Below are 12,528 nucleotides of genomic sequence, written 5' to 3'. Positions count from 1 at the left end.
CCCCCGCGGCTCTCGCGTGTTTGCCGTTCCCGCTCGCGTGTTGGCCGCCCGCGTTGGTGTGTTGGTCCTTCCCGCGGGAGTGTTTGCCGTTCCGGGTCGTTGTGCCCGCCGCCGAGGGGCCAACACACGCACCCTGGCGGCCAACACACGCACCCTGGCGGCCAACACGCCGACGGGCGGGGCAAACACGCGCGCGGGAGGGGCAAACACGCGTGCGGGCTCGCGGGTTAAGCGACGATCGCCGGGAGCACCTCGCTCAGGGGATCGCGCAGCACGACATCCGCGACGTCGTCGTACGGCGTTTCGGAGGCGTTGCACACGATGACGCTCGCGCCCGCCGCGGCCGCGACATCGACGAGACCGGCGGCCGGGTGCACGCTCAGTGAACTCCCGACGGCCAGCATCAGGTCGCAGCTCAACGCCGCCAGCCGGGCGCGGTCGAGCACCTCGGCGTCCAGTGGCTGCCCGAAGGAAATCGTCGCGGACTTCAGGAGTCCGCCGCACACCTGGCAATCCGGGTCGGCCTCGCCGGCGCGCACCCGGTCCAGCGTCTCCTGCATGTCACGCCGGTCGCCGCAGGACAGGCAGATCGAATCGGCGATCGTGCCGTGCAGTTCGACGACCTTCGCGGGATCCGACCCCGCCTGCTGGTGCAACCCGTCGATGTTCTGGGTCAGCAACGTGTCCAGCCGCCCGGAACGCTCCAGGCTGACCAGCGCGAGGTGCGCCGCGTTCGGCTTCGCCTGCCACGCCGGGTGGTCCAGCCGCGCGCGCCAGGATTCCTCCCGCACTTCGCCGCTGGCCACGTACTCGTCGATGTGCGACTGCTTCTCCGCGGCCGGGTTCTTCGTCCACACGCCTTGCGGGCCACGGAAGTCCGGGATGCCCGAGTCCGTCGAAACCCCCGCGCCGGACAGCACCACCACCCGGCTCGCGTCCCGCAGCAGCTGCCGCGCCGTCTCCACCTCGCTCATACCCCCATCATGACGGCGCGGGGCGCCGCACACGGAGTTTTTCCGCGGCGACGCCCCGCACACGGGGGAGCCGGGTCACTTGAGGGCGGAACCCGCCTGCCACTGGGACCAGGACAACGCCCAGTCGCCGTAGAGGTCCCACACCGGCAGCTGCTTGCCGCCGGAGTTGCTCACTTCGACCACGTCACCGAGGCCGAGGTTGTTGTAGAACCATTCCGCGTTCTCGGCGTTGAGGTTGATACAGCCGTGCGACACGTTCGAACTGCCCTGCGCGCCGACGCTGTTCGGGTTCTCGTGCACGAACTCGCCGTCGTTGGACATTCGCTCGGTCCACTTCTCCTCGGAGCGATACCAGTTCGGATCGCCCTGGCAGACCCCGTAGGTGCACGAGTCCATCGTGTAGTTCTCGGCCTTGAACGAGATGACGTGCGCGCCGACGTGCGTCGGGGTGGCGTCCTTGCCCATCGAAATGGGCATGGTCTTGACCAGCTGTCCGTTGTGGAAGATCTGCATCTGCTCGGTGTTGCCGTCCGCCTTGGCGATCCACGAGTCGTGCACGTGGTAGGTCTCCGTGCGGTCCTCCGCGCCGTACACGCCGTTGCCGAAGTCGACGCCGTAGATCTTCGCGCTCACCGTCAGCGTGGTGCCCGGCTGCCAGTAGTCCTTGGGCCGGTAGTGCACGTTCTTGTCGTCGACCCAGTACCAGCTGCCCTCCTGCGCGGGGCTGGACTTGACCGAGAGCTGCTTTTCGACGTCGGCCTTGTTCTTCACCGCGTAGCTGAACTGGAAGACGATCGGCTGGCCGACGCCGACCCCCGTGGACGCGACCGCGGACGGCGCCGGGATCAGGTTCGCGTTGGCCTGCTTGGCCGGGCTCACCGTGGTGATCTTGCTCTGCTGCTCGGTGGCCTTGCCCGAGCTGTCCGCGCCCTTCGCGTCGATCTGGTACGTCGCGCCGTACCCCAGCACGTCCTTCGACGTCCACGTGGTCTTGTCGGAAGACAGCGTGCCGTCGACCTTCGTGCCCTTCGCGGTGTTGGTGACCGTCACGTCGGTGACCGTGCCGTTGGTCGCCTTCACGACGATCGGCGTGGTCGGGTTGACGTTCGTCGAGTCGGCGGCGGGCTCGATGGCCAGCGAAACGGCCGGGGCCGCCGACGTCTCGCCGCCGGTACCATTCGTTCCGTTGGTGCCACTTGTGCCCGAATTACCGGAACTGCACGCCGAAATCGCGAGTGCGACCGCCATGAGCCCGGCGACCAGGCCGGATCGAGTTCTGCCGGAGGACGGGAAAACCTTCTTCAACACCATGTCGTCTCTTTTTGGAGGTCTGGACGGGCACGCCTGACGTTCAAAACTACCGCGCTGGGAGAGACGCCCTGTCACCCGGTTTGTTGTGCCGGAGTGGCGTGCGTCACCCGGTATTCCTGGAGCTTCACGGGATTTTCACGCCAGGTCCGCCATAGAGTCCCGGCCCGTCGACGACGAGCCCTGCCAGGTATTCGCGGGCCGCTTCGCAAGCGCCGGCCGCGAGCTCTTCGGTGTGGCTGAAATCCAATGGGCTCAACCGTACCGGCGCCGGGCCGGGCAGGTAGACGACGGGTACCGACCCCGCCGCCAGCGGTGCTTCGAGGACGGCTTGGTTGCGCATACTCACCATTGCCGTGTACATCAGCACCTCCGCCATCGTCCGCGGCGGGGACGGGATCTGCCCCGGAAAAGCGCAATCCAGCACCACCAAGGATTTCGCGCCCATCGCGAGTGCCTGGCGCATCGGCACGTTCGCCACCAGCCCGCCGTCGTAGAGCAGTTTCCCGCCGTGCGAAACGGGCGGGTAAATACCCGGAATGGCCGAACTGGCGAGCAATGTGGGGTGCAGGTCACCGGAGGAGAACAACAGCGGCTCGGCGGTGTCCACATCGGTCGTCACGACGCCGAGCGGGATTTTCAGGTCTTCGAACGTCGTGTCCGCGCCGAGCTGTCCGGTGATGATCGTGGCCAGTCCGGAGTTGGGGAACAGATGCGTTTTCGCGTGCCGCAGCGTGCGTACCTGGCTGAAGACGCCGCCGGGGAACGCTTCGTGCCGCGTCATGTGCACCCAGGTCTCGCGCAGCCGGGGCACCGCGTCGGCCGGGTCGGCCGCGAGCACCGCCCCGTTGAGCGAGCCGACCGACGTGCCGACGACAAGGTCCGGGACCACCCCGGCCTCGGTGAGCGCGCGCAGCATGCCCACCTGCATCGCGCCGAGGCTGCCACCGCCACCGAGCACGAATCCGACCGGGCGGGGCAGGTTCACCTCGGGCATCGGCCGGCCTTTCGTGCGGGTGGCTTTCCGCTGCCATCGTGCCCCGGGCGTGCCGTCCCGGCCATTCCATGTGACGCGGCCGGAATCGGGACTTTTGCCGGACGCTACCGAGGGGTAACACTGGAGAGTAACGCGGGTCACATCAGCTCGACGAGGAGGCCGGCCGATGACTGTGCAACCGAAGGTGACGGAAAAGGAAGCTCGTGCCCTCGCCGAGGAGTCGAGGGAGGCCGACTGGCGGAAACCGTCTTTCGCCAAGGAGCTCTACCTCGGCCGGTTCCGCCTCGACCTGGTGCACCCGCATCCGCGTCCCACCCCCGAGGCCGGCGAGCGGGCCGAGCGGTTCCTCCACGCGCTGCGGGAGTACTGCGCGACTCTGGACGGCACGGTGATCGAACGCGAGTCACGGATCCCGGACGAGTACGTCAAGGGGCTGGCCGGGCTGGGCTGTTTCGGCATCAAGATCCCCGAGTCCTACGGCGGTCTCGGGCTCACGCAGGTCGCCTACAACCGGGCGCTGATGCTCGTCGGCTCGGTGCATCCCACGCTCGGCGTGCTGCTGTCCGCGCACCAGTCGATCGGCGTGCCCGAGCCGCTGAAGCTCGCGGGCACGCCCGAGCAGAAGGAGAAGTTCCTGCCGCGCTGCGCGAAAGGCGCGGTGACGGCGTTCCTGCTCACCGAGCCCGACGTCGGCTCGGACCCCGCGCGGCTGGCCACCACGGCGGTGCCGACCGAGGACGGCGAAGCCTACGAGCTGGACGGCGTGAAGCTGTGGACCACCAACGGGGTCGTGGCGGAGCTGGTCGTCGTGATGGCGCGGGTGCCGAAGTCCGAAGGGCACCGGGGCGGGGTGACGGCGTTCATCGTCGAGATGGACACCCCGGGCATCACGGTGGAGCGGCGCAACGCGTTCATGGGGCTGCGCGGGATCGAAAACGGAGTCACGCGGTTCCACCACGTGCGGGTGCCCAAGGAGAACGTCGTGGGTGGGGAAGGCAAGGGCCTCAAGATCGCGCTGGCGACGCTGAACACCGGGCGTTTGTCGATCCCGTCGATGTGCGCGGGCGCCGGCAAATGGTGCCTGAAGATCGCGCGGGAGTGGTCGGCGGAACGCGTGCAGTGGGGCAAGCCGCTCGCGCAGCATGCCGCGGTGGCGAACAAGATCGCGTTCATCGCGGCGACGACCTACGCGATGGAGAGCGTGCAGGAGCTGTCCGGGCACATGAGCGACGAGGGCCGCAACGACATCCGTATCGAGGCGGCGCTGGCGAAGCTGTGGGCGAGCGAGATGTCCTGCCAGGTCGCCGACGAGCTGATGCAGATCCGGGGCGGCCGCGGTTACGAGACGGCCGCTTCGCTGGCGGCGCGCGGCGAACGCGCCGTCGGGGTCGAGCAGCTGGTGCGGGACCTGCGGATCAACCGGATCTTCGAGGGTTCCACGGAGATCATGCACCTGCTGATCGCCCGCGAGGCCGTCGACGCGCACCTGTCCGCGGCGGGCGCGCTCGCCGACGCGGAAGCGGACCTGCAGGCGAAGGCCAAGGCGGCGGCGAAGGCGAGTGGTTTCTACGCGAAGTGGTTGCCGCAGCTGGTTTCCGGGCGCGGGCAGAACCCGGGCGCGTTCCGTGAGTTCGGCATGCTGGCGTCGCACGTGCGCTACATCGAGCGGACGGCGCGCAAGCTGGCGCGCTCGACGTTCTACGGGATGGCGCGGTGGCAGGCGGCGTTGGAGAAGCGGCAGGGGTTCCTGGGCCGCATCGTGGACATCGGCGCGGAGCTGTTCGCGATGTCGGCATGCTGCGTGCGGGCGGAGATGGAGGACACGGCGGCGGCGCGGGAGCTGGCCGACGTGTTCTGCCGCCAGTCGCGGCTGCGGATCGAAAACCTCTTCGATGCGTTGTGGGACAACACCGACGACGCCGACTACGAGCTGACGTCGCGCGTGCTCGACGGTCGGTATGGCTGGCTCGAGGAGGGGATCTTCGACCCGAGCGAAGGCACCGGGCCGTGGATCGCGGACTGGCGCGCGGGGGCTTCGGCGGAGCAAAGCGTGGCGCGGCGGATCCTCCGGTAGACAGGTGGGGTGAGGCTGCGTATCGAACTGAGCACGGACACCGTCGAGGGTGCCATCGCCGCGGACGGGTTGGGTGCGGACCGCATCGAGCTGTGCTCGGCGGGTGTGGTCGTCGGTGCGCTGACTCCCGAGGGCAAGCTCGACGAGGTGGTTCTCGGGGAGCTAATCCCGACACGCCCCCATGGCAACCGTGCGAGTCAAAAGCGAGATGCCCTGCTCCGCCCGAGCTGAGGATGCGGTGAAAGTCAAGCGTGCCAAGGGATTCCATCGCGGCGACGGGATCAGCGCACGCATCGACAGCGCGGTGGCCGGAGTTCGGGGCACACGCGGCGCTGGACGTGAAAACGGCGCGGGCGCTGGTCGCCCTCAGACGTTGACCTTTTCCTCGGCTTCCTCGGCCTTGTTTTTGGTGCGGCGCCTGAGGAAAACGAACACCCCGGCGGCGACCAGGACCCCGAGGACGATCAGGCCGCCCGTGTTGATCAGGCCCTCGATGCGCTTCGCGGCCTCGCCCAGTGCGACGCCGATGCTGATGTGCAACGCCGACCAGCACAGGGCCCCGGCGAGGGCGGCGGGCAGGAACTTCCGGTACGGCAGGCCCGACGCGCCCGCCGCTGCCGGTGTCAGCGTGCGGACCACCGGCAGGAACCGCGCGAAGAACACCGCCCACGCGCCGCGGCGGTGCAGGATCCCGGTGGCCTTGTCCCAGCCGTCGACCCCGTATTTCCGGATCAGCTTCGTTTCGCGCAGCCGCGGCCCCCAGCGCCTGCCGATGCCGTAGCCGATCGAATCCCCGGCCACCGCGCAGACCGTGACGACCGCCCAGAGGATCAGGAAGCGGGGCACGGTGTGCGCCGTCGTCGCCGCGATCAGCAGGCCCGACTCGCCCGGCGCCAGGAAGCCGAGGCCGATCGTGCACTCGAAGAACACCAGCGCGCCCGTCGCACCGACGAGGGCGGGCTGCGGCAGGCTCTGCAGCCAGTCCAGGACTTCCGTTACCAGTGCCACGCGATCCCCTGTCCGTTTTGCCCGTGTCGACTCGGCAACCGTAACGTGGGGAAGGGAAGGGGCGGCTCAGGGCAGCGCCCTGAGCGAACCCTGAATCGGCGTGGCGGACCCGCTCCGCCCCTGGCGTCAGCGGGTGAGCAGGCTGCTGGCCTCCTGCGCCGCGGGCCCGGCGGCCGCGAGGTGCGCCAGGTTCTCCGGGAGCTCCTCGCCGCGGTGCGCCTTCGTCTGCGCGTACAGCCGCCCGGCCCGGTACGACGAGCGGACCAGCGGGCCCGCCATCACACCAGCGAACCCGAGCGCCTCGGCCGCCTTCGAGTGCTCCACGAACTCCTCCGGCTTGACCCACCGGTCGACCGGGTGGTGGCGCACCGACGGGCGCAGGTACTGGGTGATCGTCAGGATCTCGCAGCCCGCGTTCACCAGGTCACGCATCGCGGGCTCGACCTCGTCCGGGGTCTCGCCCATGCCGAGGATCAGGTTCGACTTCGTGACCAGCCCGGCCTCGCGGGCCTTGGTGATCACCTCGAGCGAGCGCGCGTAGCGGAAGCCGGGGCGGATGCGCTTGAAGATCCGCGGCACGGTCTCCACGTTGTGCGCCAGCACCTCCGGCCGCGACGAGAACACCTCGGCCAGCTGGCCGGGGTCCGCGTTGAAGTCCGGGATCAGCAGCTCGACGCCGGTGCCCGGGTTCATCGCGTGGATCTGGCGGACCGTCTCGGCGTACAGCCAGGCGCCGCCGTCCTCCAGGTCGTCGCGGGCGACGCCGGTGACGGTCGAGTAGCGCAGGCCCATCGCCTGCACGCTCTCCGCCACCCGGCGCGGCTCCTCGACGTCCAGCTCGGCCGGCTTGCCGGTGTCGATCTGGCAGAAGTCACAGCGGCGCGTGCACTGGTCACCGCCGATGAGGAAGGTGGCCTCGCGGTCTTCCCAGCACTCGTAGATGTTGGGACAGCCGGCTTCCTCGCAGACCGTGTGCAGGCCTTCCCGTTTCACCAGGCCCTTCAGCTCGGTGAACTCCGGGCCCATCTTGGCCCTGGTCTTGATCCAGGAGGGCTTCTTCTCGATCGGGGTCTCGCTGTTCCGGACTTCCAGGCGCAGCAGTTTCCGACCTTCAGGCACAACAGTCACGCGCCCCAGCGTACGCCGGATGATCCGGAAACCAGGCCTATGCCGGGTCCGGGGTGATCCCCGTCAACTTCGCGGTCAGCTCCCACAACGCGACCCCGGCTTCGTGGTCCAGCGCGAGCTTCAACGGCTGCACGACGGCGGGCGTCCCGCGCATCTGGAAGAACTGCCCCGGGCCCACGTAGTCACCGCCGTTGACCCCCGGCATGGTGGACGCGTACAGCTGCGAAAGGGCGCCCATCTTGACGTCCTGCCCGATCAGGAAGTCACCGGCGGTGGTCACGCCGGCGATCACCGCGCGCAGCACCGGGTTCGGGTACGAGCGCGCCATCGACGCGTTCAGGTTGGTCGCCGTGTAACCGGGGTGCGCCGCGACGCTGATCACCCGCTCGCCCGCCGCGCGCAGCCTGCGGTCCAGCTCCAGGGCGAAAACCTGGTTCGCGATCTTGGACTGGCCGTAAGCGACGTTCGGCAGGTAGCGGCGGTGCTCGAAGTTCGGGTCCGCGAAATCGATGTGCCCGCCGATCGCGGCGAGGCTCGACATGGTGACCACGCGGGCGTCCTCGCCGCCGCGCAGCGCGGGCATGAGCAGCCAGGTCAGCGCCGCGTGCCCGAGGTGGTTGGTGCCGAACTGCAGCTCGAACCCGTCGGTGGTGAGGCCCTTGGGCGTGGCCATCAGCCCGGCGTTGTTCATCAGGACGTCCAGCGCGTCGCCGGTCAGTTCGCGGACCTCCGCGGCGGCGGCGCGGACCGAAGCGAGATCGGCCAGATCCAGCCGGACCAGCGCGGGCTCGGTCTTTGCGAACCGTTGGACGCTGTGCAGCGCCTCCTGGCCGCGCTCGGGCGAGCGGCAGGCCAGCAGCACTCTCGCGCCCTTGTGCGCCAATACTTGTGCGCTACGCAACCCGAGGCCGGAGTTGGCGCCCGTGATGAGCACCGTGCGGCCCGACTGGTCTGGAATGTCGGCGTCGGTCCACTTCATCCTGACACTTAACTACAGATCACGCGGTGGGCGCGAGCATCCTCAGCAAACCGCTCAAACCATTGCGGGCCTTCGGTTTGCCCCGCTCGTCGATCAGCGCGACGAACGCCGAACCGATCCTGGTGATCTCGTCCAGCGGCTCGCCCGGATCGGCGAGGCCGGCGCTCACGGCCAGCGTGCGCAGCTGTGTCTCGTGCACGCGCCGGAGTGATTCGTAGCGGCCGATGTTCGCGTCGAGGACTTCGTGCAGGTCGCGGTGCCGGGCGACGGCCTTGCGCCAGGCGTTGCGGGTGCCGTCGACGCTCTCGGTCTCGTCGCTCAGCTCGGCCCGCAGGTAGCCGCTGACCAGCTGGGCCCAGCGGTAGTGCAGGTACAGCAGGAGTTGCTCTTCGGTGCCGAAGGCCTGCTCGGCGCCACGGACCTCGGCGAAGGGCAGTGGGCCTTCGGGGTTGCTCGCGGCTTTGCGGAGTACGGAGTCGGCGATGTCTCGCCGCTGATGGAAGTCGTTCCAGCTCATGCGCGCACCTCGCTGACGCTCGGTGCGGCCTTCGCCGGAGGCGCAGCGTTGAATGATTCGCTCGCAAGCTCGCTCATGGGTCGTCCCCTCTGTGTGACCCTGGCCATACTCGGAGTTTCCGACATACCGGCGGTATGTCCAACACGCTCAACATACCACGGGTATGTGAAGCCCAAACCGGCGTAAGCTGTGAGCGTGGCGACAATGCGGTCCAGGCGGCTCGACTATTCGGAGTCCACTCGTTCGGCGCTGGTGGACAGCGCGGTCGAACTGTTCACCAAACGCGGATACGCCGGCACTTCGCTGGACGAGGTCGCCAAGCGCGCGCGGGTCACGAAAGGTGCCCTGTATCACCATTTCAGTGGTAAGCAGGCCCTTTTCGAGGCGGCTTTCGCGAAAGTCGAAAGCGCGGTGTTCGGGCGACTGGAAGAAATCATGCAGGGCCCGGAGAGCCCGTGGGATCGCGCTTTGCGCGGGCTGCGGGAATTCATTTCCAGCTGCCTCGATCCGGCCTATCAGCGGATAGCCATTCACGAGGGCCCGGTCGTAATGGGCTGGGAGCGCTGGCGCGAGGCGGAGGACAGGGCGAGCTTCGGGCTGATCCGCTCCAGCCTCGAGGACCTGATCGACGCCGGCGAGATCGAGCCGGTGCCCGTGGAGATCACCTCGCGACTGCTGTTCGGCGCGCTGTCCTCGGCGGCCACCGAAATCGCCGGCTCACCGGATCCGAAGAAGGTCGGCAGGCAGGTCGAAATGGTGATCGTGCAGCTGCTGACTCGGGTTCGTCGCGCGGGCTAGGGGGTGAGCCGCGCGGGCTAGGGTTCGCGGGCGTTGAGCCGGGCGGCTTGGCGGGTCAGGTGATCGCGCTCGGCGAGGTTCGTCGCTTTCGCCGCCGCTTCCGCGTAAAGCCTTGCCGCCATTGCCAAATCGCCGTCGCGCTCGTGGAGGTACGCGGCCACCGCGGTGTAGCGGGGCAGCGAGTCGTCCAATTCCGCCAGCGCCGCCAGACCCGCCCGCGCTCCGTCGGCCTCGCCGACGGCCACGGCGCGGTTGAGCCGCACGACGGGGCTGTCGGTCAGGCGCACGAGCTCGTCGTACCACTCGACGATCTGCACCCAATCGGTCTCTTCCGCCGTGAGCGCGTCCGCGTGGAGCGCCGCGATGGCCGCCTGCGCCTGGAACTCACCCAGCCGGTCGCGGGCGAGCGCCGCCTGCAGGATCTCGACCCCCTCGGCGATCGCCTTCGTGTCCCACCGGCTGCGATCCTGCTCCGCGAGCGGCACGAGACTCCCATCGGGCGCGGTGCGGGCCGCGCGCCGGGCGTGGTGCAGCAGCATGAGCGCGAGCAGCCCCGCCACTTCGGGATGGTCGATCACGGTCGCCAGCTGCCGGGTCAGCCGGATGGCCTCCGCGGCGAGGTCGAGATCGCCCGAGTAGCCCTCGTTGAACACCAGGTACAGCACGCGCACCACGGTGGCGACATCGCCGGCCTGGTCCAGTCGCACGCCGGAGACGGTGCGCTTGGCCCGGCTGATGCGCTGCGCCATCGTCGCCTCCGGCACCAGGTACGCCTGCGCGATCTGACGGGTGGTCAGGCCACCGACGGCCCGCAGGGTCAACGCGACCGCGGACGCCGGCGTCAACGACGGGTGCGCGCACAGGAAGTAGAGCTGGAGCGTGTCGTCCACTGTGGACGCCGGGCCCGCGGCGGGCTCGGCGTCCACAGTCAGTTCCCGCCCGCGCCGGGACGTCTCGGCGCGCGTGGCATCGAGGAACTTGCGCCACGCGGCCGCGACGAGCCACGCCTTCGGATCACGCGGCGGATCGTCCGGCCAGGTCTCCAGCGCCCGGATCAGCGCCTCCTGCACGGCGTCCTCGGCCGACGCGAAATCCGCTCCGCGCCGGACGAGGACGCCGATCACCGCGGGCACCAGCTCCCGCAGCAGGGACTCGTTCACTCCGTCACCGTGGGCATTTCGGTCAGGACCGGGCGCAGCTCGAGCCACTCGTGGATCGGCTCCCCGTTCTTGCCCGGCGCGGCCGAAAGCTCCGCCGCCAGCTCGAGCGCGCGCTCGTAGCTGTCGACGTCGATCACCATCCAGCCGGCGATGAGGTCCTTGGTCTCGGCGAACGGGCCGTCGGTGACCGGCGGCCGGCCTTCGCCGTCGTACTGGACCCACGTGCCCTCCGGGGCGAGCGCCTGCTCGCTGACGAACTCGCCGGTGCTTTCGAGTTTGGCCGCGAAGTCCTGCATGTACTGGATGTGGGCCGAGATCTCCTCGGGCGTCCACTGGTCCATCGGCACGAAACCGGCCGGGACGGGGGCGCCGCGGTAGTGCTTGAGAAGCAGGTACTTGGCCATGATGGCTCTCCCTCGGTTCTGGTGCGGTCCATTCTGGCCGCAGTCACCCCGGGGACGGAGCCGAAGACGGGTTCTCGACATCGCCCGCCGAGATTTTTTTCGGGCGCCGTTACCGATCCGACCGGAAGTAGGCGGAGACGGACCGCAACGGACCTGCATGCCGACACCCGTTTCCGCCGTGGCTGTAGTCGGATTGGTAACGAATTGGCGCAGTAGGGTGGCGCTGTGGACCTACGAATCTTCACCGAGCCCCAGCAGGGGGCCAGCTACGAAGACCTGCTCCGGGTCGCCAAAACCACCGAGGACGCCGGGTTCGACGCGTTCTTCCGGTCCGACCACTTCCTGAAGATGGGTTCGGTCTCCGGCCTGCCGGGGCCCACCGACGCCTGGGTCACCCTCGGCGCGCTCGCCCGCGAGACCTCCCGGGTCCGGCTGGGCACGCTGGTCACCGCGGCCACCTTCCGGCACCCCTCGGTGCTGGCCATCTCGGTCGCGCAGGTGGACCAGATGTCCGGCGGCCGCGTGGAGCTCGGCCTCGGTTCCGGCTGGTTCGACGCCGAGCACTCCGCCTATGGCATCGACCTGCCGCCGCTGAAGGAGCGGTTCGACCGCTACGCCGAGCAGCTGGAGATCATCACCGGCCTGTGGGAAACCCCGGAGGGGCAGACCTTCGACTTCGCCGGGCAGCACTACCGGCTCAAGGACGCGCCGGGCCTCCCGAAGCCCGCGCAGACCCCGCGCCCGCCGGTGATCATCGGCGGCCAGGGCAAGAAGCGCACCCCCGAGCTCGCCGCCCGGTTCGCCGACGAGTTCAACCTGCCGTTCGCGCCGGCGGACGCCGCCAAGGCGCAGTTCGAGCGCGTCGACGCCGCGGCGCGGGAGATCGGGCGTGACCCCAAGGAGATCACCCGTTCCCTCGCGCACGTCGTCTGCCTGGGCCGGGACGACGCCGAGATCGCCCGCCGTGCCGCCGCGATCGGCCGGGAAGTGGCCGAGCTCAAGGAGAACGGCCTGACCGGCACGCCTGCCGAAGTGGCCGACAAGATCGGCCGCATCCGCGAGGAAACCGGGATCACCCGGCTCTACTTCCAGGTGCTGGACCTCGCCGACCTCGACCACGTGCACCTGATCGCCTCGGACCTGGCCCCGCAGCTGGACTGAGTTCCCCTGAGGGGCACCCT

General features: G+C 69.2%; 13 protein-coding genes. 4 read left to right on the top strand and 9 right to left on the bottom strand.

The window, feature by feature from the left end; all coding sequences use genetic code 11:
* Positions 1-227 precede the first annotated feature (227 nt).
* From FPZ12_RS32270 to FPZ12_RS32260, 3 genes are all read right to left on the bottom strand, one after another.
* A complete protein-coding gene (locus FPZ12_RS32270) occupies positions 228-974 on the bottom strand; it encodes an SIR2 family NAD-dependent protein deacylase (protein ID WP_144750835.1) in 747 nt (248 codons plus the stop codon).
* A gap of 75 nt (positions 975-1,049) precedes the next feature.
* A complete protein-coding gene (locus FPZ12_RS32265) occupies positions 1,050-2,285 on the bottom strand; it encodes a L,D-transpeptidase (protein ID WP_208026096.1) in 1,236 nt (411 codons plus the stop codon).
* Between the two features lie 124 nt (positions 2,286-2,409).
* The gene (locus FPZ12_RS32260; protein WP_144750837.1) at positions 2,410-3,279 is read right to left on the bottom strand and encodes a patatin-like phospholipase family protein; all 870 of its coding nucleotides are present in this window, start codon (positions 3,277-3,279) and stop codon (positions 2,410-2,412) included.
* Positions 3,280-3,445: 166 nt separating this feature from the next.
* Here FPZ12_RS32260 and FPZ12_RS32255 point away from each other — a divergent pair, with 166 nt between their 5' ends.
* Both FPZ12_RS32255 and FPZ12_RS32250 read left to right on the top strand, forming a co-directional pair.
* Complete coding sequence (locus tag FPZ12_RS32255; protein WP_144750839.1) at positions 3,446-5,353, top strand: acyl-CoA dehydrogenase family protein; 1,908 nt, start codon at positions 3,446-3,448, stop codon at positions 5,351-5,353.
* Positions 5,354-5,362: 9 nt separating this feature from the next.
* Complete coding sequence (locus tag FPZ12_RS32250) at positions 5,363-5,584, top strand: copper homeostasis protein CutC (protein WP_243770140.1); 222 nt, start codon at positions 5,363-5,365, stop codon at positions 5,582-5,584.
* Between the two features lie 135 nt (positions 5,585-5,719).
* Here the strand turns inward: FPZ12_RS32250 and FPZ12_RS32245 are convergent, their stop codons facing one another.
* From FPZ12_RS32245 to FPZ12_RS32230, 4 genes are all read right to left on the bottom strand, one after another.
* Complete coding sequence (locus FPZ12_RS32245; protein WP_144750841.1) at positions 5,720-6,361, bottom strand: DedA family protein; 642 nt, start codon at positions 6,359-6,361, stop codon at positions 5,720-5,722.
* Between the two features lie 126 nt (positions 6,362-6,487).
* The gene (gene lipA, locus FPZ12_RS32240) at positions 6,488-7,489 is read right to left on the bottom strand and encodes a lipoyl synthase (protein WP_144750843.1); all 1,002 of its coding nucleotides are present in this window, start codon (positions 7,487-7,489) and stop codon (positions 6,488-6,490) included.
* Between the two features lie 37 nt (positions 7,490-7,526).
* The gene (locus FPZ12_RS32235) at positions 7,527-8,468 is read right to left on the bottom strand and encodes an oxidoreductase (RefSeq protein ID WP_144750845.1); all 942 of its coding nucleotides are present in this window, start codon (positions 8,466-8,468) and stop codon (positions 7,527-7,529) included.
* Between the two features lie 19 nt (positions 8,469-8,487).
* Positions 8,488-8,985 carry a hypothetical protein gene (locus FPZ12_RS32230; protein ID WP_144750847.1) on the bottom strand — a complete coding sequence of 166 codons (498 nt, stop codon included), beginning with the start codon at positions 8,983-8,985 and terminating at the stop codon, positions 8,488-8,490.
* Between the two features lie 204 nt (positions 8,986-9,189).
* Here FPZ12_RS32230 and FPZ12_RS32225 point away from each other — a divergent pair, with 204 nt between their 5' ends.
* Complete coding sequence (locus FPZ12_RS32225) at positions 9,190-9,783, top strand: TetR/AcrR family transcriptional regulator (protein WP_144750849.1); 594 nt, start codon at positions 9,190-9,192, stop codon at positions 9,781-9,783.
* A gap of 17 nt (positions 9,784-9,800) precedes the next feature.
* Here FPZ12_RS32225 and FPZ12_RS32220 read toward each other — a convergent pair whose 3' ends face one another.
* On the bottom strand, positions 9,801-10,943 hold the full coding sequence (locus FPZ12_RS32220; RefSeq protein ID WP_144750851.1) for an RNA polymerase sigma factor: 1,143 nt from the start codon (positions 10,941-10,943) through the stop codon (positions 9,801-9,803).
* Positions 10,940-11,347 carry a YciI family protein gene (locus tag FPZ12_RS32215; protein ID WP_144750853.1) on the bottom strand — a complete coding sequence of 136 codons (408 nt, stop codon included), beginning with the start codon at positions 11,345-11,347 and terminating at the stop codon, positions 10,940-10,942. The genes FPZ12_RS32220 and FPZ12_RS32215 overlap by 4 nt, the downstream gene beginning before the upstream one ends.
* A 225-nt stretch (positions 11,348-11,572) precedes the next feature.
* Here FPZ12_RS32215 and FPZ12_RS32210 point away from each other — a divergent pair, with 225 nt between their 5' ends.
* Positions 11,573-12,508 (top strand): LLM class F420-dependent oxidoreductase, encoded by a 936-nt coding sequence (locus FPZ12_RS32210; RefSeq protein WP_144750855.1) that lies wholly within the window; start codon positions 11,573-11,575, stop codon positions 12,506-12,508.
* Positions 12,509-12,528 lie beyond the last annotated feature (20 nt).

The organism is Amycolatopsis acidicola (assembly GCF_007713735.2).
In the GTDB taxonomy this organism is placed as follows: Bacteria; Actinomycetota; Actinomycetes; order Mycobacteriales; family Pseudonocardiaceae; genus Amycolatopsis_E; species Amycolatopsis_E acidicola.
The sequence above is the reverse complement of the archived record's forward strand: the minus strand, read 5'-3'. Positions and strand labels throughout refer to the sequence as shown.